The sequence below is a fragment of the Thalassobacillus sp. B23F22_16 genome, from assembly GCF_043496955.1.
Classification (GTDB): Bacteria; Bacillota; Bacilli; order Bacillales; family Halobacillaceae; genus Thalassobacillus; species Thalassobacillus devorans_A.
The window spans coordinates 107,841-129,026 of sequence record NZ_JBIEKD010000011.1 but is presented as its reverse complement, the minus strand read 5'-3'; the positions used below and the strand labels follow the sequence as shown (position 1 = coordinate 129,026).

General features: G+C 43.3%; 20 protein-coding genes. 7 read left to right on the top strand and 13 right to left on the bottom strand.

Going from position 1 to position 21,186, the window contains the following annotated elements:
- Window positions 1-242 precede the first annotated feature (242 nt).
- The 4 genes from rbsK to ACGTNI_RS10740 are packed head-to-tail and all read right to left on the bottom strand — an operon-like array spanning window position 243 to window position 2,738.
- On the bottom strand, window positions 243-1,133 hold the full coding sequence (rbsK, locus tag ACGTNI_RS10755) for a ribokinase (protein WP_394462259.1): 891 nt from the start codon (window positions 1,131-1,133) through the stop codon (window positions 243-245).
- A 27-nt stretch (window positions 1,134-1,160) separates the two neighbouring features.
- On the bottom strand, window positions 1,161-1,658 hold the full coding sequence (locus ACGTNI_RS10750; RefSeq protein WP_085506351.1) for a GNAT family N-acetyltransferase: 498 nt from the start codon (window positions 1,656-1,658) through the stop codon (window positions 1,161-1,163).
- An 11-nt stretch (window positions 1,659-1,669) separates the two neighbouring features.
- A complete protein-coding gene (locus ACGTNI_RS10745) occupies window positions 1,670-2,296 on the bottom strand; it encodes a fumarylacetoacetate hydrolase family protein (RefSeq protein WP_085506352.1) in 627 nt (208 codons plus the stop codon).
- A complete protein-coding gene (locus ACGTNI_RS10740; RefSeq protein ID WP_085506353.1) occupies window positions 2,289-2,738 on the bottom strand; it encodes a GNAT family N-acetyltransferase in 450 nt (149 codons plus the stop codon). Before ACGTNI_RS10740 ends, ACGTNI_RS10745 begins: the two co-directional genes overlap by 8 nt.
- Window positions 2,739-2,910: 172 nt before the next feature.
- Here ACGTNI_RS10740 and ACGTNI_RS10735 point away from each other — a divergent pair, with 172 nt between their 5' ends.
- The gene (locus tag ACGTNI_RS10735) at window positions 2,911-4,335 is read left to right on the top strand and encodes an MDR family MFS transporter (protein ID WP_085506354.1); all 1,425 of its coding nucleotides are present in this window, start codon (window positions 2,911-2,913) and stop codon (window positions 4,333-4,335) included.
- 48 nt (window positions 4,336-4,383) lie between these two features.
- Here ACGTNI_RS10735 and yfkAB read toward each other — a convergent pair whose 3' ends face one another.
- Window positions 4,384-5,508: a radical SAM/CxCxxxxC motif protein YfkAB gene (gene yfkAB / locus ACGTNI_RS10730; RefSeq protein WP_085506355.1), complete on the bottom strand. Its 1,125-nt coding sequence runs from the start codon at window positions 5,506-5,508 to the stop codon at window positions 4,384-4,386.
- Between the two features lie 155 nt (window positions 5,509-5,663).
- On the opposite strand from yfkAB, the gene kynU reads away from it, so the two are divergent.
- On the top strand, window positions 5,664-6,944 hold the full coding sequence (gene kynU, locus ACGTNI_RS10725; RefSeq protein WP_394462255.1) for a kynureninase: 1,281 nt from the start codon (window positions 5,664-5,666) through the stop codon (window positions 6,942-6,944).
- Between the two features lie 13 nt (window positions 6,945-6,957).
- Window positions 6,958-7,578: an arylformamidase gene (gene kynB, locus ACGTNI_RS10720; protein WP_394462253.1), complete on the top strand. Its 621-nt coding sequence runs from the start codon at window positions 6,958-6,960 to the stop codon at window positions 7,576-7,578.
- A gap of 43 nt (window positions 7,579-7,621) precedes the next feature.
- Here the strand turns inward: kynB and ACGTNI_RS10715 are convergent, their stop codons facing one another.
- On the bottom strand, window positions 7,622-9,139 hold the full coding sequence (locus ACGTNI_RS10715) for a BCCT family transporter (protein ID WP_394462251.1): 1,518 nt from the start codon (window positions 9,137-9,139) through the stop codon (window positions 7,622-7,624).
- 118 nt (window positions 9,140-9,257) lie between these two features.
- Window positions 9,258-9,431 (bottom strand): hypothetical protein, encoded by a 174-nt coding sequence (locus tag ACGTNI_RS10710; RefSeq protein ID WP_176223941.1) that lies wholly within the window; start codon window positions 9,429-9,431, stop codon window positions 9,258-9,260.
- 150 nt (window positions 9,432-9,581) lie between these two features.
- On the opposite strand from ACGTNI_RS10710, the gene ACGTNI_RS10705 reads away from it, so the two are divergent.
- Window positions 9,582-10,460 (top strand): alpha/beta hydrolase, encoded by an 879-nt coding sequence (locus ACGTNI_RS10705; protein WP_085506359.1) that lies wholly within the window; start codon window positions 9,582-9,584, stop codon window positions 10,458-10,460.
- Window positions 10,461-10,573: 113 nt separating this feature from the next.
- Here ACGTNI_RS10705 and ACGTNI_RS10700 read toward each other — a convergent pair whose 3' ends face one another.
- The 3 genes from ACGTNI_RS10700 to ACGTNI_RS10690 form a co-directional block, all read right to left on the bottom strand.
- Window positions 10,574-11,035, bottom strand: coding sequence for a hypothetical protein (locus tag ACGTNI_RS10700; RefSeq protein ID WP_085506360.1), 462 nt, complete (start codon window positions 11,033-11,035; stop codon window positions 10,574-10,576).
- A gap of 266 nt (window positions 11,036-11,301) precedes the next feature.
- The gene (locus tag ACGTNI_RS10695) at window positions 11,302-12,543 is read right to left on the bottom strand and encodes an aminopeptidase (RefSeq protein WP_085506361.1); all 1,242 of its coding nucleotides are present in this window, start codon (window positions 12,541-12,543) and stop codon (window positions 11,302-11,304) included.
- Window positions 12,544-12,652: 109 nt separating this feature from the next.
- The gene (locus tag ACGTNI_RS10690; RefSeq protein WP_394462247.1) at window positions 12,653-14,557 is read right to left on the bottom strand and encodes an ABC transporter ATP-binding protein; all 1,905 of its coding nucleotides are present in this window, start codon (window positions 14,555-14,557) and stop codon (window positions 12,653-12,655) included.
- A 191-nt stretch (window positions 14,558-14,748) separates the two neighbouring features.
- Between ACGTNI_RS10690 and ACGTNI_RS10685 the strand changes: the two genes are divergently transcribed.
- From ACGTNI_RS10685 to ACGTNI_RS10675, 3 genes are all read left to right on the top strand, one after another.
- Complete coding sequence (locus tag ACGTNI_RS10685) at window positions 14,749-15,858, top strand: Fe(3+) ABC transporter substrate-binding protein (RefSeq protein ID WP_085506363.1); 1,110 nt, start codon at window positions 14,749-14,751, stop codon at window positions 15,856-15,858.
- 217 nt (window positions 15,859-16,075) lie between these two features.
- A complete protein-coding gene (locus ACGTNI_RS10680; protein WP_139823782.1) occupies window positions 16,076-17,686 on the top strand; it encodes an ABC transporter permease in 1,611 nt (536 codons plus the stop codon).
- A 1-nt stretch (window position 17,687) separates the two neighbouring features.
- Window positions 17,688-18,407 (top strand): ABC transporter ATP-binding protein, encoded by a 720-nt coding sequence (locus ACGTNI_RS10675; protein WP_085506365.1) that lies wholly within the window; start codon window positions 17,688-17,690, stop codon window positions 18,405-18,407.
- Window positions 18,408-18,476: 69 nt separating this feature from the next.
- Here ACGTNI_RS10675 and ACGTNI_RS10670 read toward each other — a convergent pair whose 3' ends face one another.
- Genes ACGTNI_RS10670 through ACGTNI_RS10660 form a run of 3 tightly spaced genes read right to left on the bottom strand, consistent with a single transcriptional unit; the run spans window position 18,477 to window position 21,050 of the window.
- The gene (locus ACGTNI_RS10670) at window positions 18,477-18,989 is read right to left on the bottom strand and encodes an acyl-CoA thioesterase (protein ID WP_062442734.1); all 513 of its coding nucleotides are present in this window, start codon (window positions 18,987-18,989) and stop codon (window positions 18,477-18,479) included.
- A 13-nt stretch (window positions 18,990-19,002) separates the two neighbouring features.
- On the bottom strand, window positions 19,003-20,358 hold the full coding sequence (locus ACGTNI_RS10665) for a sensor histidine kinase (RefSeq protein WP_394462244.1): 1,356 nt from the start codon (window positions 20,356-20,358) through the stop codon (window positions 19,003-19,005).
- The gene (locus ACGTNI_RS10660; RefSeq protein WP_394462242.1) at window positions 20,355-21,050 is read right to left on the bottom strand and encodes a response regulator transcription factor; all 696 of its coding nucleotides are present in this window, start codon (window positions 21,048-21,050) and stop codon (window positions 20,355-20,357) included. The genes ACGTNI_RS10665 and ACGTNI_RS10660 overlap by 4 nt, the downstream gene beginning before the upstream one ends.
- Window positions 21,051-21,186: the final 136 nt, after the last annotated feature.

The window sequence follows — 21,186 nt, the reverse complement described above, 5'->3', positions numbered from 1 at the left end:
GGTAGGATCGGTTTTGGTATCCTTCCCTTTATGCGGAGGCATCCAAGTGTTTCGGAAGAAAACACGCGGAAGAAAAAGTGGCCCGCTGAGTGATCTATTTTTGTCCACTTTATTGACAGAATTCCAAATTGTCTCTCTTTTCTTGAAAATTTGCTCATATAGCTTTGTTTTTTCTCATAACTCTACCAATCGTCTCTCATACAAGCTTTTTTTAGGATGTTCAAGTGAGGTTTAAATCTGAATTACTTCCCTCGTTCGCGCAGAAACCGTACAACTTCCGATTCTGTCGGCATGCCTCCTTGCGCGCCCGGTTTCGTCACAGATAATGCCGCACCAGCATTAGCAGATTGGCACGCCTCCTCTAACGAATATCCTTGAGCGATACGCGTACTCATCAAGCCACAGAAGGTGTCACCTGCACCAGTTGTATCGACTGGGGTGACCGGGAACCCTGGGACAGTGACTGCTCTCCCCTTCTCATAGAACATCACCCCTTGTTTCCCTTTTGTAATAATTAGCTTCTCTTCAAGAGCTTCCCTATTTTCATCATCCGTCATTAAATCTGCTGCTTCCGATTCATTCGGCGTAAGGTATGTAATTTTATCCAGCAACTCTTTGCTTAACGGCTGTGAAGGTGCAGGATTCAGCATAATGGGTACATTCGCTTCGAACGCGATTTCCGCTGCTTTCTTCACAGACTCCATCGGTATTTCCAACTGTAGCAGAACAATATCACTAGCGGTAAGCAAATCACGCTGTTCTTCTACATGTTCTGGTGTCACTTCGCCATTTGCTCCGGGTACGACAATAATCCGGTTGTCCCCCTCGGTTAAAAGGATTGTCGCCGTTCCCGTCCCCATTCCTGTCATCGTTTTAATTCCTGCAGTAGTTATTTTTTCTTTTGCTAAAATTGTTTTCAGAGATTCTCCAAAAGCATCATCCCCAATAGCGCCAACCATGGAAACCTCAGCTCCGCCTCTTGCGGCTGCTACTGCCTGATTGAAACCTTTTCCGCCAGGGTAGGTAGCAAATGACGTGCCAAGTACTGTTTCTCCCTGGTGCGGCATTCGGTCAAAAGAAGTAGTCAGATCCATATTGATGCTCCCAACAACTGCTATTTTCGGTTTTGTCATTGGCATTACTCCCCTTATCACACATCTCTATAATAACTTGGCCATAAAATACTCATCAACATAACGTTGGTTGATATATAATGAGTTTCGTTTCACACCTTCAATTTCAAATCCTGATTTCTTATACAAACCAAGACCGCCTTCATTCGGTACGGCTACCGTAAGTTCCAGGCGATGGATACCTTGTTCCTCCGCCCATGCTTCCATCGTTTGAAAAAGAAGGGTTCCTACCCCTCTCCCTCTGAAACCAGCAAGGATTCCAATCACAAGATACACGGAGTGACGGGTACGTTTCGTCTTTCCGCCTACAGCAATTAAGTACCCGACCAACTCTGTCTCTTCTTCTGCCAGAAAAATAGCAGCATTGGGCTGCTCTGTAATCGATTCGATCATTGCGTGCTGTTGCTCCACATTTATCGCCCGTTCGCCAGCTTCATATAGCATATAATCTGATTCTGCTTCGACTTGCTGTACAAGCTTTCTAAACTTATTAGCATCTGCCGCTTTAATTTGTCGTATCTGCATGGTTCTTCTCCTCAGGCTAACCTGAATGTGCAATGTCCAAGAGGTTTACCGTCCCATAAAAACTCTATATGATCACCATTAGAGATAGGCCCCACTCCTTCTGGTGTTCCGGTGAAAATGATATCCCCTTCTCCTGCCCCTAGATGCATGCCACAATAATCAATTAACGTCTGTAAATCAAAAATCATCTGTTTGGTATTTCCTCGTTGTGCTTGTTCACCATTTTTCAAAAGCACAAAATCATTTTCCTTACACTCTTCTACTCCAGGAAACGGAATGAAATCGCCTATTACTGCTGCGTTAGGAAAGCCCTTGGCCAACAACCAGGGATGCCCTTTTTTCTTTAGCTCACTTTGGACATCTCTCAAAGTAAGATCAAGCCCAATCGCCATGCTATCGACAATGTCATCCACTTGGATGCCTTGTTCATAATTTTTCCCAAGACGAATGACCAGTTCGGCCTCATAATGGACTTCCCCTTTATCGCCTGGGAGCATAACTTCCCGACCATCCGCTTTCACAAGCGAACGATTAGGCTTGGAAAATAACAACGGTGAACTCGGTACGTCATTATTCAATTCCTTTGCGTGGGCTACGTAATTACGTCCCACACAATAAATGTTATGTATATCACTCATGTTCTTCATCCTCTCGATTTTTAAACACATAGCTTACTTTGTCATAATTCATTTTATCTTCATAAAAGCGGTGGGCATCTTTTCTATTTAATCCAGAAGACAAAGCCACACTTTCATAGCCATTCTCCTCTGCCCATCCTTCGACAAACCTGAGCAATTCATCACCATAACCACGAGAACGCTGTTTACTGTCTGTCACCAAATCACACACCCACACAAATCGGCCGTAATACAGGGTAGTCATCGGTTCAAAACCTACGACTGCTACTATATCCTCTCCTTCAACTAAGGCAAACAATTTATATCTATCTTTGGCCTGAGCTTCTGTTACAAGCTCCATGTAGGTATCTTTATCCAAATGAGTACGTAATTGATTCATAATTGGATACGCTTGAAGAATTTCTTCATCAGATTCCAGTTCTTTTATGGTTATAGCTCGCATTACAAAGCTCCTTATCTGAATTTTTTTAATATCACTAGATTAACATATTTACCTCCTTCACTGGGTAATAGACTGGGGACGTTTTATTTGTCAGTCGCTGTCAAAAAAAGTATAATCTTATAATTAGTCTGTGAAACTATCATTTGATTTATATAGAAAAGGAGGAAGCAGTATGCCGGATCAGAATTACAACAAAGTCTTAATGGCAGGATTATTACTGGCGGGTTCGTTTATCACCATTCTTAACCAAACATTGATGATTACGGCGATTCCTCCGATCATGCACGAAATGAATGTCTCAGCCAATTCAGCACAGTGGCTTACGACCGTTTTTATGCTCGTGAATGGAATAATGATTCCAATCAGTGCGTTTTTAATCGAAAGGTTTACAACAAGGCAGCTCTTCCTTACCGCTATGAGTGTATTTACATTTGGTACGGTCGTCGGTGGTCTTGCCCTGAACTTTCCAATGCTGCTGGCAGGAAGAGTCATCCAGTCAGCTGGTGCCGGAGTATTACTGCCATTGATGCAAACCGTTTTTCTATTGATTTTCCCTGTTAATAGACGTGGAGCTGCGATGGGATATATCGGTCTGGTCATTTCCTTTGCTCCTGCAATCGGCCCGGCATTATCGGGGTGGATCACGGAAAATTATTCATGGCGGGCATTGTTTTGGCTGGTGCTTCCACTGGCACTGGGTATCATTGCTATCGCGTATTTCATCTTAAAAAATGTTACCGAGCTTACGTATCCGAGGGTCGATATACCATCCATCGTCATGTCTTCCATCGGATTCGGAAGCCTTTTATACGGGTTTACCAGTGCTGGCAACAATGGGTGGGAGAGTTCCATAACCATGACGTCGCTAAGTGTGGGTGTTATCACCCTGATGCTATTCATTACGCGACAATTGAAAATGCATCATCCAATGCTTGAATTCCGCGTCTTCAAACTACGCACGTTCACGATTGCGACGATCATTGGGATGATCGCCTTCATGGGGCTGATTGGTTCAGAAACACTGATCCCATTATATATGCAAAACATGCGTGATTTCACTGCGATGGAATCCGGGCTGGTGCTTTTGCCAGGGGCCCTGATTTCAGGCTTCATGTCCCCAATTACAGGAAGGATTTTTGATAGAATCGGCGCCCGCCTGCTTGGTATTGTAGGGATGACGCTGATCACGGGTGCTACCCTTGCCCTTTCCTTCCTGGACACCCAAACGACAATGGTCTATTTAACCGTCATGTATGCCATCCGTATGTTTGGATTGTCGATGGTGATGATGCCCGTGACTACAGCCGGACTCAACCAGCTTCCGAAAAAGCTGATCCCACACGGGGCGGCCATGAATAATACGATGAGGCAAATCGCTGCATCAATCGGAACTGCTATTATTGTCACTGTGATGACAACAACTGCTCAAACAGCTTCCCAGAAGCCTGATATTGCTAACCCTGATATTTACGGTGTAAATGTAGCATTTCTAGTGATCACAGCATTATCATTTATTGGTATCTTCTTATCGATTTATGTAAAGAAAACTTCCCCTCCAACAGAGGAAGAAGCGGAAACAGGAACAGAAGACAGCTAATGCAAAAAGAACGGGCACTGCTTAAATAGTCGCAGTGCCCATTATTTTTCACATTTCTATAGAAGCTTTTCTTTTCCGAAAGTCAGTAGTTTTATAATACGTGTCTTTCACTAAGATATTAGGACCGAGACATTTAACTGCCGGACAATGACAGTTCAACCTTTTGGCTGTTTCTGTCTTCATCCAACGCGAATAAGCTTCAGGCAGTGAAGTATCTTTAATGTTTCCTAACGGGGGTTCATCCCCAAAGTCAGTCACAATCACCTCACCTGTAAAGATATTGACATTCAACCTGGACCTGCCATCTGGATCATTTCTAACCGTGACATTTTTTTCGTCATATAGTCGACGAAGTAGATTCAAATCATCCTGAGATGAACTGCATGCGTAAAAAGGCAATGTCCCAAATAGCATCCATACCTTCTCATTCCGGTGATCCAGCAGTCTTGTAATAGCCGTACGCATCTCATTTAAATCAAGGGTTTCTAAGTTGCTGGCAAAGTCAACCGGGTACATGGGATGGATTTCATGGCGGGCACACCCCATCTCTAAGATGTGATCATGGATTTTTTCCAAATAAGGAAACGTGCGTTTGTTCAGCATTGTTTCGGCAGATACCATAACCCCTGCTTCCGATAACCTTTGTGAATTTTCTACCATCCGGACAAAAAAAGATTCTCGTTTCTCAAGAGATGGTTTTCTATCCATTCGTGTAAAACCAGTTTCTGCGAATTCTTCTGAAGTGCCCCAGTTATGGGAAATATGTAAAACATCTAAAAATGGGATGATCGGGTCGTAACGCTGGTAGGGCAAAGTTAAATTAGAATTTATTTGAGTTTTCACCCCACGGCTTTGAGCATATTTTAATAACGGCAACACATGATTTCTTATTGATTTCCTCGACATCATCGGTTCCCCGCCGGTAATACTAAGTGTACGCAAGTTAGGTACTTCATCCAGACGTTTCAAAATCAGATCCATAGAAAGAGATTCCGGGTCTTTATATGACAATGTTTCACCTACAGCGCAATGAGCACAGCGCATATTACAAAGTGTAGTTGTGGTGAATTCAATATTTGATAGTGTCATTTCTCCGAATGCTTCAACATCCATATAAGCTTCCCACGGGTCATTGGAAGGAGTTATTTCTTTATTGTTTAGTTGCGTTTTCACATCGGGTTGCTCCCTTCCTTCATTAAGTTTTTAAATCTATCAAAATGAAGCTCTTCCTATTCTATCATCTCCAGCACCTATTATTACAGAGCTGACCGGTTAGTTATTGGAAGGCTCAACAATAACAGGCTATAATATAGCCAGGAGGCGATTTGATGAAAAATTCCAAACTTTCCCGTCAACACGCAATTGATAAAGACCAAAAAGATCAGCTAAAGCAATTCAAACAAGAATTTTACATAAAAGAAGGAACGTTATATATGGATGGAAACTCGCTGGGACTTTTAGCAAAGCGAGCGGAAAAAACACTGCTCACTTCCCTGGAAGACTGGAAGGAGCACGGCATCGAAGGCTGGACGGAAGGCGAACAGCCATGGTATTACATGTCTGAAAAGCTTGGGGAAATGACAGCCCCGTTGATCGGTGCCAAAAAAGAAGAAGTGATCAATACCGGTTCGATTACAACGAACCTTCATCAGCTGCTGGCAACCTTCTTTAAACCGGATAATAAGAGAAACAAAATACTGGCCGACACCTTGAATTTCCCCTCCGATATCTATGCCTTGAAAAGCCAACTGCGCTTACACGGCCTGGATCCTGAAAACCATTTAATCCAGGTAAACAGCGACGACGGCCGCACCTTGAATGAGGCGGAAATCATTGCGCAAATGAATGAAGAGACAGCTTTACTCCTCCTCCCTTCCGTTTTATATCGAAGCGGTCAGCTGCTTGATATGAAGAGGATCACCGAAGCCGCACATGCCAAGAGGATTATCGTCGGGTTTGATCTGGCACATTCCATTGGCGCCCTGCCACATCAGCTTCATGATTGGGGTGTCGACTTCGCTGTCTGGTGCACTTATAAATATTTGAACAGCGGCCCAGGAGGCGTTGGCGGCCTGTTTGTCCATGAAAAGCATTTCGGACAGGCTCCTGGTCTTGCCGGCTGGTTCAGTTCCAGAAAAGATAAACAGTTCGACATGGACCACACCCTGACTCCGGCAGAAACAGCAGGAGCTTATCAAATCGGCACGCCTCACATACTAAGCTCGGCACCTTTGCTGGGATCCCTGGAGATCTTTAAAGAAGCAGGTATCGATTCTATCCGGGAAAAATCCCTCGATCAGACTTCCTTTATGATGGAGCTTATTGAGCAGGAACTTGATGGTTACGGCTTTGAGATAGCCAATCCACGGGAATCAGAGCGCCGGGGTGGCCATGTCAGCCTCGAACATGAAGAAGCTGCCAGGATTTGCAAAGCACTGAAAGAAAAACAAGTTATCCCGGATTTCCGTGCGCCTAACGTCATCCGGCTTGCACCTATCGCCCTTTATGTCTCTTATGAAGATATTTACGAGATGGTCATGCGGTTAAAAGAGATTATGGATAAGGAAACCTATAAAAAATTTGAAAACAAACGAGGAATTATTGCATAAAGGAGGCCCCATCTTGAAAATCATTGATATTTCGATGAAGCTAGACGTAACTACTCCCTCATGGCCGGGGGATGAGCGTTATAACTATAGCCTGACCTGGTCCATGGAAGAAACAGGATCCGTCAATGTCGGCAGTATCAAAATGAGCAATCACACCGGCACCCATGTCGATGCTCCTTTTCATTATGATTCCACCGGACTGAAAATTGCAGACTTACCTTTGGAGAGATTCCACGGCAAAGCCCTCGTCGTTGATGTATCCGGCAAAAAAACGATTGAAGCGAAAGATTTGCAGGACACGGATTTATCAGGGATCTCTAAGCTGATTTTGCTAACGAAGAGCTGGCGGGATCGAACAGAGTTTCCAACTTCTTATACCGTACTCGGCGAAGATTTAGGTTCATTTTTAAAAACAAATGGCATTGATCTGGTAGGAGTCGATACGCCGTCGGTCGACCCGGAAACAAGCAAAGAATTGAAAGCACATCATAGCTTGTATAAAAATGATGTACTGATTCTTGAAGGGCTCGTGCTCGATCACGTAAAGGCTGGGCTTTACGAGCTTAGTGCTTTTCCTTTAAAAATGACGGAAGCTGACGGCAGTCCCGTACGTGCCGTGTTAAAACAGATTTAATAGTAAAACAACCCCAGCATCATTGGATGCTGGGGTTTCTAGGTCATAATTTTTGATAGCGTGCCATTTCATTCGCTACCTTAGGGGCTAACCAGACTACTGGAAGTAATAGTAACGAAACAGGTACAGCGGTCACAACAATGAAAGATTGTAATGCACTAACGCCGCCTTCCCCAATGAATAACAAGATAGCTGCTACTGTTCCCATGACTACAGACCAGAAAATCCGGAGCCATCTTTGCGGGTTCCCCTCTCCTGTAACGGCCATCGATATGGTATAGGACATCGAATCATTTGTAGTAACTACAAATAATATAGTCAGCAGCAAGAAAAGCGGAGAAATAATTTCACTTAGTGGGAACTGCTCCGTAATTGCGAACATGGCAGCTCGCTTTCCTGCTTCATTCAATGCTTCAGATACAGAGCCTGCTGTTTCCATTTCGAAGAAAATACCCGAACCGCCAAGCACGGTAAACCAAAAGGCTGAAATTACTGGAGCCATAATTGAAATTGCAAGGATAATCTCCCTTATCGTCCGGCCTCGAGAAATACGACTGACTAAAATCGCCATCATCGGACCATAACCGATAAACCATCCCCAGAAGAACACCGTCCACAACGACAGCCATTCTTCATCGGCACGGAACGTACTCATCGGAATGAATTCTTGTACGTAAAATCCGAAAGAAGAGATAAAGTAATCAATAATAAAACCACCGGGACCAAATAACAGTACAAATAACATCAAAGCAACTGCCATCCGGACATTGAAGCTGCTTAACCATTGAATCCCCCGGTATAAACCAGTGACTGCTGAGATTGTGGATATGGTTACAACAGCAATAATAATGGATAGCTGTGTCCCGAACGTATCCGGAATACCAAAAATCACGTTCAGTCCATAACTTGCCTGCGCTCCTAAGAAGCCGATTGGTCCAATCGTTCCTGCGGCAACCGCAATAACTGAAAAGGCATCAATAACCGTCCCAAACCAACTGTCCCTGAGCTTTTCACCGAAAATAGGATACAACAGGGTTCGCGGCTTTAGCGGCATCCCCTTGTGATAGTGGCCATACATCATTACGACAGCACTGATGGTACCTATTATCGCCCAGGCAAGAAAACCCCAGTGCATAAAACTTTGTGCTAATGCTGCGTTAATTGCTTCTGTGGTTCCGGCTTCTATTCCTTCATGAACCGGAGGAACAGTAAGAAAATGATACATCGGTTCTGCAGCTGCCCAAAATACTCCGCCTCCTGCAAGCAAAGTGGCCATTATGATCGATAACCATTTCCATAACCCGATTTCCGGCTTATCTAATCCTCCCATCTTAACCTTTCCTCTTTTAGAAAAGGCCAGCCAAAGGCCGACGAAGAAGGTAGCCAACATCAACACCTGCCAAAAGGCTCCAAAATAATTCGAAGAAAGAACAAGCCCTTCCGTTACCAGTTCAGAAACCATAGGTAAATCTATAAATGCCAGTAAAATAAAAAGAAGCAGAGCTCCTCCACTTATAATTAAAACAGGCCAGTCTATCCGACCGTATTTCTTTTTTTCCATAATAATCTCCTTTGAATTTAAAATAAAGCACAATGACGGACTATACCATTTATAATAAAAGTTGTAAAACAAAAAAACTCATCCTTTAAAGGATGAGGCATTCTCTCGTATTTTATTCTTAGTCACCAGCAATATCCTGGTCCTCTCCAGGATTCAATCGTTCCTGACACTCTGCGCATAGTTTTACTTTTTCTTCCTGTTTGCTGGTCAACAGCTTACCACAGTTACTGCATTTACCAAATTCATTCGGATTAGCCTGAAAGCCCATTAAATGCTTATCCGGACCAGTCATATACAAACAACTCCTTGTACAAGGGATTATATCTTTGCTTTACCCGCCTCAAGGAAATCGAAACTTTCTGGTTAAAGAAGATGATTGAGCCCTTAAAAATAAGGGCAGTGTATATTAAAATGAAAGCAGTTCGCACCAGGAGGACATCATATGTTCAAGCAGATGATTAAAAAACATAAACTCTTATCACTTCTTACTGTTTCTATAGCGTTAGGGGTTTCGATATTTTTTATAAAGTCCCCTTATACGAGTTCCCAGGACAATTCTTCTATCACTCCGACTTTGTTCATCCATGGGTATAAAGGTGGTCCTGGATCGTTTAATACGATGATGGATCGTTTGGAGGATAACCGATTGGGAGAGAAAGAAATGACCGTGCGTGTGTCTTCTAAAGGGAAGATTATGATGCGAGGACGATTCTCAGCTGAACAGCATCCATTTATTCAAGTGATCTTTCACGACAATCGTGCCTCACTTACTAATCAGACACTTTGGCTGCAGAAAATCATGCATAAACTGAAAGTGGATTACGGGATACAGCAGGTAAATCTCGTCGGCCATTCCATGGGTGGCTTGGCTGCTGCGAACTTCATGACTCAAAAAAACAATTCCCTCCCAACGGTTGAGAAGCTGATTGTAATGGGAAGCCCGTTTAAAGGAATAGATAAGGAAGAGTATTTTGACATCAATTCCGGGGAAGCTCTTACAGATTTACGACCAGACGCTCAATTATTGTCAAGGCTGACAGGGAATAAAAACTCATTTCCTAACCACCTGAAAGTGCTGGCAATCGCTGGCGCTATCGACGCAAAATATACGAGTGAAAATGCAGATACTATAGTAAAACAAAAAAATTACGATGGAGGCGACGGACTCGTCAGCGTATCCAGTGCTCTTGGTATCCAAGAGGTTGTACCAGCGAACAACTACCACGAAGTAATCGTACGAGATATCGAAGCCACCCATTCCGGTTTGCATGAACATCCAGATGTGGACAAGGAAGTTGCAGCGTTTCTCCGGAAAAAATAAACCCTCCCGCCAGGCGGGAGGGAATTTTTATAAAGTTCACTTTTGTTAAAGGGTTAATGGATACGAAGTTACTAAAGCTTGCGCCATAAATACTTGGTGACAAGCCAGGATTTTCACTTCGCCTCTATGATAAAGCTTGCGAATTCCTCACCTTCGACGGTTACTTCCATCAGCCATAATCCGGCTTTATCCAAACCGAATTTCGCACCACTGGAAGCATCGGCACTGACTTCTGAGGAATTGTTACCGCTGATCCTCCATTCATAAAGCGTAACCGATTCATCTGCTTCCTCATGAGTGGCTGTCAGGGTATAGGTTTTTCCTATCAATTCATCTGATTCGCCCCAGAAATAGACGGAATAATGACGTCCTTGAGGACCGGCAGGAAAGGCAGGTTCATTTTCATTCCCGTTCTCTTTGACGATGGCAAATTTCCCTTCTTTTCCATAAAAAGTCCTTTCATCGACTTGGAACGTCTCATCCTGGCTCCATACTTCCTGCGGTTCTTCTGCTTCACTTGTACATGCAATTAAAATTAAAAGCATTAGTATTGTACTGACAGCTGCTCTTTTCATGGCGCTCCCACCCCTTCACTATCATCATCCATTACTAAGGATATTCGAGACTAGCTTGAAATAACCTGCTACTTTTTCATTAAAGCTCCCTTTAATGGAAGACTCAGTTTCAAGATATATTGTTTCCGTTACGGTAGTAACTGTGGGGAGTTCCGGGAAATCACTCGCTTTCCATGTGCGTAAGGTGAGCTTCCTCGGGCTAAAGCCTACATATAAAAATGCAAATGCCGGATGTCTGAGGCATCCGGCATTTGCATGTTATAAAACTAATCGAATTTTATTGCCCAGCTGCCATTTCGCATGACCGCTTCTGTTGTTCCGTCTTCTAACACACCATCGATATCCAATTCCCCGGATCCCATCATGAAGTCGACATGGGAGAGGCTATCATTGACACCGTGCTTGTCCAGTTCTTCTTCATTCATATCAGAACCACCCTCCAGGCTGTTCGGATATGCTTTACCTAACGCCAAATGACAGGAAGCATTTTCATCATAAAGGGTATTATAAAAAATCAGCCCGGATTGAGAAATCGGTGATTCATTCGGTACAAGTGCCAGCTCGCCAAGACGGGTTGAACCTTCGTCCGTCTCCAAAAGATGCTTCAGCGTAGCTTCTCCTTGTCCTGCTTTATAATCAACAACCATTCCATCCTTGAAAGTCAATGTAAAATCATCAATCAGGTTTCCTCCATAGTTCAATGGCTTCGTACTGGAAACCTGGCCGTTGACACCATATTTATGCGGTACAGTAAACACTTCTTCTGTTGGCATATTTGCATTGAATGGGATACCTTCTTTTTCAGTTTTAGAAGCTCCGCCCTTCCATATATGTCCTGCTGGAAGCTCAACTTCTAAGTCTGTTCCTGGTGCTTTATAAACAAGCTTTTTATATTTTTTGCGATTCAAAAATTCACGTGCCTGCGCCAGAATGCTGTTGTGTTCTTCCCATGCAGACACTGGATCTTCTTTATCGACCCTTACAATAGTAAAGATTTGCTCCCACAAGCTGGCCACTGCCTCTTCTTCATTGGCCTCGGGAAAAATCTTTTGTGCCCAGGTCGTGATTGGGATTGAAACGATGGACCACTGAATGCGGTCATTCATCGTATAATTACGGAAGTTCTTCATCGCTTGTGCCCCTGCTTTATTCGCTGCGGAAATCTTATCTCCATCTATCCCCTGAAGCAAGTCAGGATCAGTAGAGCGGATAGATAAAATGGCGGCGCCTCCTTCAGCAAAGTAGTCATACATATCCACTTTCCATTGGGGGACCTCTGAAAGTGTTTCTTTGGATTCATGTTCGTATTTAGTACGAGTGATGGCATCATCCGACCAATTGATATGGACCGTTTTTGCACCCATTTCATAAGCTTTCTTCACGACGATACGGGTAAAGTCTGCGCCTTCAATGGTCGAGTTTACCATCAGCATTTGATTTTTCTGCAGGTTAACACCTGTTTTCAATGCTAATTCGGCATACTTTTCTAACATTTTTTGTTCTGGCATATGTAACTCCCTCTCTCCATTTTCGTGATCTCACTAATTTTTATTATTCCATAATTTGTCTTGATAAACAAAAATATCCCACAACAATAGCTGTGGGAATTTTTTACATTCAGCTGTTTTCTAACTCTTCGACGAGCAGTGACAACTCCTCCCATCGTTCCATCGCCTGCTCTAATTCCGTTTCCAGGTTTTCCTGTTCCCTGTACAACTCCTGTACTTTGCCAAGGTCGCTGCCTGCTTCCGCAATAGATGCCTGTAACCCTTCCATTCTTCCTTCCAGGTCGGCGATTTTATCTTCAATGCCTTCCCATTCTTTTTGTTCATGGTAAGAAAGTTTCCTTTTCTTGCGTACTGGTTTCTGTGCAGCTTTTTCTTTTTCAGTCTGCTCTTTTCTTTCCATACTCCTTATACGGTCGGCTTCTTTTTTCTCTTCAAGGTATTCGCTATAGTTGCCATGAAACTTTTTAATCTGTCCCATGCCTTCGAAAGCGATCAGGCGATCCGCTATCCGATCAAGAAAGTAGCGATCGTGGGAAACCGTTACTACAGCCCCAGGAAAATGATCCAGGTAGTCTTCTAAAATACTTAATGTCTTTGTATCCAAGTCATTGGTAGGCTCGTCCAAAAACAATACGTTCGGTTCCTGCATCAGTACACGCAGCAGATATAATCGGCGGCGCTCTCCCCCTGACAGTTTTCTGATATAGGTCCATTGCTGAGATCTTGGAAATAAAAATCGTTCCAGCATTTGTTCTGCAGTTATTTCCTGTCCATCCGCAGTAGTAATCACTTCGGCTACTTGTTTGATATATTCGACTACTTTCAAGTTCCCATCGATTTCCTCGTGATCCTGGGTGTAGTAGCCGATTTTCACTGTTTCCCCTACATCTATTTCACCTGTATCGGGTTCCATCCGCTGCGACATGATGTTGAGTAATGTCGTCTTACCGCTTCCATTCGGACCGATAATACCCAACCGTTCTTCAGGGACAACCAAATAACTGAAACCATCAATCAACGTTTTCCGTGCCATTCCTTTACTGACATTTTCCAGCTCGATGACTTTCTTGCCAAGGCGGTTCGAGCCGATAGCCATATCCATTTGCTCTTCTGTCTTTGGACCAGACTGGTTCTGCAATGATTCTACCCGTTGTTTGCGGGCCTTTTGCTTCGTTGTACGTGCTTTCGCTCCACGCTTTAACCACGCCAATTCCCGCCGAAGCGTATTTTGTCTCTTTTCCTCGGAAACCCGTTCCTGCTCGTCACGCTCGGCTTTCTTTTCTAAATAGGTTTCATAGTTTCCCTCATAAATATAAAGGCTGCCCCTGTCCAATTCATAAATCAGATTGGTCACTCTGTTTAAGAAATAACGGTCATGTGTGACGACTATTAATGCTCCCCGGTATTGGGAAAGATGCTCTTCCAGCCACTCGATCGTTTCATTATCTAAATGGTTGGTAGGCTCATCCAAAATCAACAGGTCGGCAGGCTGAATCAATGCCCTTGCGATAGCGACCCGTTTTTTTTGGCCTCCAGACAGTGTGCTGATCTTTTTGTCAAACGTATCAATTCCCAGCTTCGTCAGGATAGTCTTAGCAGTGGTGTTCGCTTCCCAGGCATCATTTTCATCCATTTGCTGCTGGTTCTTCAGTAACTCTGCCTGATACCTGGTATTTTCGGGATCCCTTTCAAGATGCTGGAGAGATTGTTCGTATGCCCGCATCGTTTTCATAATTTCGGAATCACCGTAATAAATTTGCTCTAATACACTCAAATTCGGATCCAGTTTTGGTTCCTGATGCAGATATTCAATCCGAAAATCCTTCGCATGCTTCATCTCTCCTGCTTCTTTTGAATCCAGACCGGCTAGTACTTTCAGCAATGTCGACTTCCCTGTACCATTAACGCCAATCAAGCCAATCCGCTGGTTTTGAGAAATTGTAAATGAAATATGGTCAAACAGGGTTTTATCCCCATAGGTTTTTGTTAAATTCTCTACTTGCAAAAGACTCATGTCTATCACCCTACCTTTTAAACTTCCCCTATTATAACATTCTCGCTCTTTTCATTAACACTTGTGACAAAACTGAAAAAAGTTATCCATTAGACTTGACTTGAGAATCATTTTCAGTAAAATTGAAGATGACATTGAAAATCATTATCATTTAAGCAATGCAAAAAAATTACATACGAGGTGAAAGGGACATGAAGAAAAGCAAGTTGTTTTTATTAGGTTTTGTATTTATTTTTTCCATCTTCGCATTAGCTGCCTGCGGTGGAAGTTCTGAAGAAGAAGGGGCAGATAATTCTTCAGAGAGTGAAGAAAATTCTTCTGAAGGAACAGAAGAGAATGCTGAAGCCGGTGGCGAACTAAACCTTTATACAGGACGTCACTATGAAACAGATCAACAGCTGTATGATAAATTTACAGAAGAAACAGGCATTAAAGTAAATGTCATTGAAGGTAAAGATGATGAGTTGATCGCACGCCTGGAGCGGGAAGGAAAAGCATCAGAAGCTGACCTTTTCATCACAGCTGATGCCGGTCGTCTGCACCGTGCTAAAGATAAAGATCTCCTTCAAGAAGTGGAAAGCGATACACTGAACGAGAATATTCCAGAAAAGTTCCGTGATGAAGATAGCAACTGGTTTGGCCTGACCAAACGTGCTCGTGTTATTGTATATAACAAAGAAACAGTCAACGAGGACGATATCAAGAATTATGAAGACCTTACGAAAGACGAGTGGAATGGCAAAGTCCTGATTCGTTCTTCTGACAACATTTACAACCAGTCCTTGTTAGCATCCATGATCGCTACAGAAGGAGAAGAAGCTGCCAAAGAATGGGCTCAGGGAATTGTTGATAATATGGCACGTGATCCTAAAGGTGGCGACCGTGATCAGGCGAAAGCTATTGCTGCCGGCGAAGGTGATGTCGCTGTCATGAATACGTATTACCTGGGGCAGATGTTGAACTCTGAAGATGAAGAAGAAGTAAAAGTCGCAGAGGATTTAGGAGTCATTTTCCCTAATCAGGACACTACCGGTACTCATGTCAATATCAGCGGTGTTGCTATGACTGCAAGCAGTAAGAATAAAGAGAATGCCGTGAAATTCATGGAATTCCTTTCCCAGGAAAAAGCTCAGAAAGATTTTGCTGAAGCGAATTATGAGTATCCAGTAAACCCTGATGTAGAGCCTGCTGAACTACTTCAATCCTGGGGCGAATTTGAAGAACAAGACATTAATCTGACAGAACTCGGTGAAAACAATGGAAAAGCTATCAAAATTATGAATGAAGTCGGTTGGAAATAATTTGACCATTTCATGACACATGGGCCGTACCAAAATAAGGTACGGCCTTATGTATATGTACATTTTCATTGAGAACTGTTATCATTAAAAGTGAAAATGATACATAAACCAATGTATATAAGTTAATTATGGGTATTGGTTTATGTTCCAAAGTCTTAATGTCGTCGCGTAGAAGGAAGTGTCCCAGTTGAAGTTTTACCGAAAGCTCCCAGGTTATATGAATATGTGGACAGTATTGAGTATGGTCATCGTCCTTCTAATTTTGATGCCTAACCTGACGATTCTGATCAGCTTTTTCACTCAAACAACTGATAATTGGGAGCATATCAAAGAACATATCTTACCATTACTCTTAAAAAATACTTCTATTATTATTGTGGTTACCGGAGTTTTAACGATACTGATCGGTACCAGTCTGGCGTGGCTGATTTCTGCATACGATTTTCCGTTGAAGGGCTTTTTCAAATGGGGACTCATCCTGCCTTTGGCGATCCCTCCCTATATTGCGGCTTATACGTATAATGGAATTTTAAATTATACAGGGATCATCCAGACGACATTACGCAATGACTATGGTATCCGAGTGGATCAAAAATACTTTGACATCATGAATATTCCTGGTTCCATTTTTATTTTCACTTTATTTTTATTTCCCTATGTCTACACGATTACACGGGCCTTTTTAGCAAATCAATCTTCTTCCCTGATTGAAAACGCAAGACTCCTTGGCCGGAATGCCTTTGAGATTTTCTTCCGGGTAGTCCTCCCGATTTCCCGTGGGGCCATCATTGGCGGAGCAAGCTTAGTGCTGCTCGAAGTGTTGAATGACTATGGGGTTGTCAAATACTTTGGTGTCCCGACTTTCAGTACAGCGATTTTTCAAACATGGTTCAGCATGGGGGACTTGAATGCTGCTATTAAACTCTCAGCTACCCTGATGTTTATTGTCTTTGCTATATTAATCTTTGAAAAAGTGTTACGAGGCCGTAAAAAATACAGTTATACGACCGCGAAAGTGAAGCCGCTCACACCTATCAAACTCACCGGGTGGAAAGCCTGGACAGTGTTCTTCTATAGTCTGCTTATATTCAGCCTGGGCTTTTTGATTCCTTTCATCCAGCTCCTGGACTGGATGTTCCTGACTTTTGAGAAAATCGCCAGTCCTGTGTTCACTCAATTAATCATGAATTCATTATTAGTCGCCTTTACCGGAGCTTTCATGATTGTTATCTTTGCTGTCATCATTGCTAACTTTACCAGGATGCATAAAAGCTGGCTTTCTAAGTCGGCATCAAGAATCACCATTCTCGGTTACTCGATTCCTGGTGCCGTCATAGCTGTCGGTATCAGTTCTGTATTCATAGATATCGACAACCTGTTGTTCACGTTTTACGAATCTTTCGGGATGGAAGCCAGCCTGTTTTTAAGCACGAGCCTATTTATGCTAATCTCAGCTTATGTTATCCGTTTTTTAGCAGTAGGCTATAACTCTATCGAATCGGGTTTTGACAAAGTAGGCAATAAATTCACTGAAGCTTCCCGAATGCTCGGGATGGGCATGACGAAAACTTTCTTCAAAGTGGATGTTCGCCTCATCAAAGGGGCGATATTCAGCGGATTCATCCTGGCATTCATCGATATTCTTAAAGAGCTGCCGCTCACTTTAATTTTAAGGCCGTTCAATTTTGACACGTTATCAACAAAAGCATTCCAATATGCCAGCGATGAGCAAATCCATGAAGCATCCTTGGCATCGATCATCATTATTGTCATCAGTGGTATTGCGATTTATCTTTTCCACCAAGTACTCGAAAAGGAGCCGAAGTGATATGTACATTCAAATCAAAGACTTATGCTTCTCTTATACAAACCAAGGGGATAAAACTATTAATAACTTCTGCCTTGAGATTGAACAAGGGGAAATCATCTCTATTCTTGGGGAAAGTGGAAGCGGTAAGAGTACCGTATTACGTCTTCTGAGCGGGTTGGAGACACCGACAAAAGGTACCATTTCCATCGGCGGAAAAATCGTAACCGATGACCGTACCTTTATTCTTCCGGAAAAGCGCGGAATTGGAATGGTATTCCAAGACTATGCGCTATTTCCACACATGACGGTTGCAGAAAATATCCAGTTCGGTCTCAAAGGGTATTCCCGCAGTGAAAAGAAAAAGCGTATCGATGAAGTACTTGAGCTTGTCAATATGGAAAAATTTAAGAAGCGCTATCCACATGAATTGAGCGGCGGCCAGCAGCAGCGGATTGCTCTTGCGCGGGCGCTCGCTCCAGAGCCTTCCCTGTTATTATTGGATGAACCTTTCAGTAACCTGGATGCTGACTTGCAAATCAAGATTCGAGAAGAATTGAAGCAAATCATCAAAAAAACAGGCATTACATCGATTTTCGTGACACATGACCGGGAGGACTCCCGAGCAATTGCTGACCGGATCATTACCATGCGCGATGGTGCGGCACACGAATGGGAGTCATTATGCACCGTAAGAAACACTTCCAATACGTACGATTACGAAATGGAAATCATGTCGTAAAGCCTAGCCAGTTAATCAATGAAAAAGCCAGATGCCGCGTTAGCTGCATCTGGCTTTTTCACTATACCCCTATTTCCAAGGAAAGTCTGTTCCGAATTCTTTGGCCAGTTGTTTTGATTCTTTACTGCGTTCCTTCCTCTGTTCATGACGTGCCGGTGCCCCGGAATGCAGCAATTTTTCTTCATCGGATTCCGGCTTCACAGGAGGGACTGGCGTTGGCCGGTTATTCTCATCTACCGCAACCATCGAGACAAAAGCGGTCGTACAGACTTTCCGCTCTCCTGTCAACAGGTTTTCCGTAATAGCTTTCACAAAAACCTCCATCGAAGTCTTATGCGTCCAAGTCACATAGCTGACGAGACATATGGTATCCCCTTCAAACACCGGTGCCAAAAAGTCGATGGAATCAATCGACGCAGTAACGACAGGTTTTCGGCAGTGACGGGTGGCAGAAATCGCCGCCACGTCATCAATGTATGCCATCAATTTGCCTCCGAATAACGTCCCATGACTATTCGTATCTGGCGGCAGAACGTGTGAATTCTTTACTGTCAATGAATCAATGCATGCTTTTGTTTCCATATCTATCTCTCCTTCATTGCTCGTTACGGTTGGACCGTTGTTTCGGCAATATTATTCTAAAAGTTGCTCCAGTTGACTTTTCATTGTTACGTGCAATAATTTTCCCACCACTCCGCTCGATAATTGCTCTCGAAATGGCTAACCCTAAACCGGTTTCTCCTTCTTTTCCTTTGATGAAGCGTTCAAAAAGCTGAGGAAGAATGTCCTCAGGGATTCCCGTCCCATCATCCTGTACTTCAATAATAATTTCATCTGAGGATTGCATAGTTACAATAGTTACTGATGCAGTAGCATGTCGAATAGCGTTGGCAATGATATTAATGAACGCTTGCATCACTTTTTCCGGGTCAATCGATAAATAATAGGAATCCTTTTGATTGTGGACGAGCTCTACCCCTTTTTCCCTGGCAAGCGGGTAAAGACCTTCCGTCGCCTGTTCCACTAACTCATGAATATCGACTTCTTCCGGGTGATACACGTTCTCGTCACTATCCAGTTTTGCCAATAAAATCATTTCATTAACAATTTTCTTCAATCTTTCGGTTTCTTTTATCATAACGTTTAGTCCTTTATCCGCTGCCTCCCCTTCAAACACCCCGTCCCGGATCCCTTCTGCATAGCCCTGTATGGACATTAACGGTGTCTTCAATTCATGGGAAGCATTTTGAAAAAACTGCTTTTGCGTGCGAATATAATTTTCTAATTCGGCTGCCATCGTTCGGATACTGTGCTCCACTTCTTCGATTTCCCCACTCGCTTTCACTGGCTGTAGCTCCTGAAATTTACGATGTTCTATTTTTTTCAGTTCTTTCTTCAACCGGATCAGCGGTGTCACCAGGCGCCGGTTAAGCATATGACTGATAGCTATCGCGAGCAGAAGCCCAATGAACAATACATAAATCATTCGCCAGGCAAACATCGTCTGCACCGCCTGTAAATCTTTAAGCGGTGTGGCCAAAACTAAAATAACGCCATCGGCCTGCGGGGTGAATGCTATATCATAAACAACAAAGTCCTGCCCCTGACTTTCCCAGAGATCCTCTTCATGCAGTTGTTCATCGTATTGGCTGGCCCAAAGGGTGGCAGTTTCAGGTGGCAGACTTGAGTACAGGATTTCCCTTTGTCCCCGGTCGAACATCAACACCCTCAAATCACTATCTCGAAGCAGCTGCGATAACTGATTCACCTTCACGGGACTGTCTTCTTCGTTCAGTAAATCGATCAGCAGTTCCCCTTTATCTTCCAGTTGTCGTTTTTCATCTACAATCAACATATTGAGAATCAAGGAGTATAATATAATCGCAGTTATCGACATTACGATGATGATCAGAACAGCGAATGCCGTATTCAATTGATGCAAAAGCTTCATGATTCGATGCCATCTTTTCTAAGACGGTAGCCATAGCCCCATACGGTTTCCAGTGGAAAATCGGCCAGCTTTTTTCTTAGCCGTTTCACTAAGTCATCCACCGCACGGTCACTGCCAAAGTAATCTTCCCCCCAGATTTGTACCAGCAGTTCTTCTCTGGAAAAAGCACGGTTCGGATGCTGAGCGAGCAACTTTAACATATCGAATTCCTTAGCAGTCACTTCCACTTCTGCTCCTCTCCAAACAGCCCTGCGTTCTGCCATGTACAGGGATAATTCCCCGACTTCCAGTGTCTCTTTGGCCGCTGAGGCAGTATTCGTATTCATTACTTCCCACCTAGTCAGCTGCCGTTTAACCCTTGCGACAAGCTCACGAGGACTGAATGGCTTAGTCAGATAGTCATCGCCTCCCAGTTCCAAGCCTAAAATCCTGTCCACTTCCTCATCTTTAGCTGAGATGATGATGATTGGAACCTGGGAATCCTTACGTACTTGTTTACAGAATTCGTAACCATCCATTCCAGGCAGCATGATATCCAACACCCATAAATCCGGCGGAGCTTGCTGAAACAATTCCCAGGCCGCTTCCGCAGATTCCATCTCGGTTACGTGATAACCTTCTTTCTCTAAATAAGCTTTGACAATATCGCGAATGTTCGGATCGTCTTCCACTATTCCAATAGTTTGTTTCATGGAAAAGCCTCCTTCTCCATTTAAGTCTGCTCTTATTCTCCCACAATTCTATAATTGATGTTCCATTTCTTTTTTATTTTACACATTTATTCCACATTTTCTCCAATCTCGTGCCATAACTCAAGTGTAGACTAAG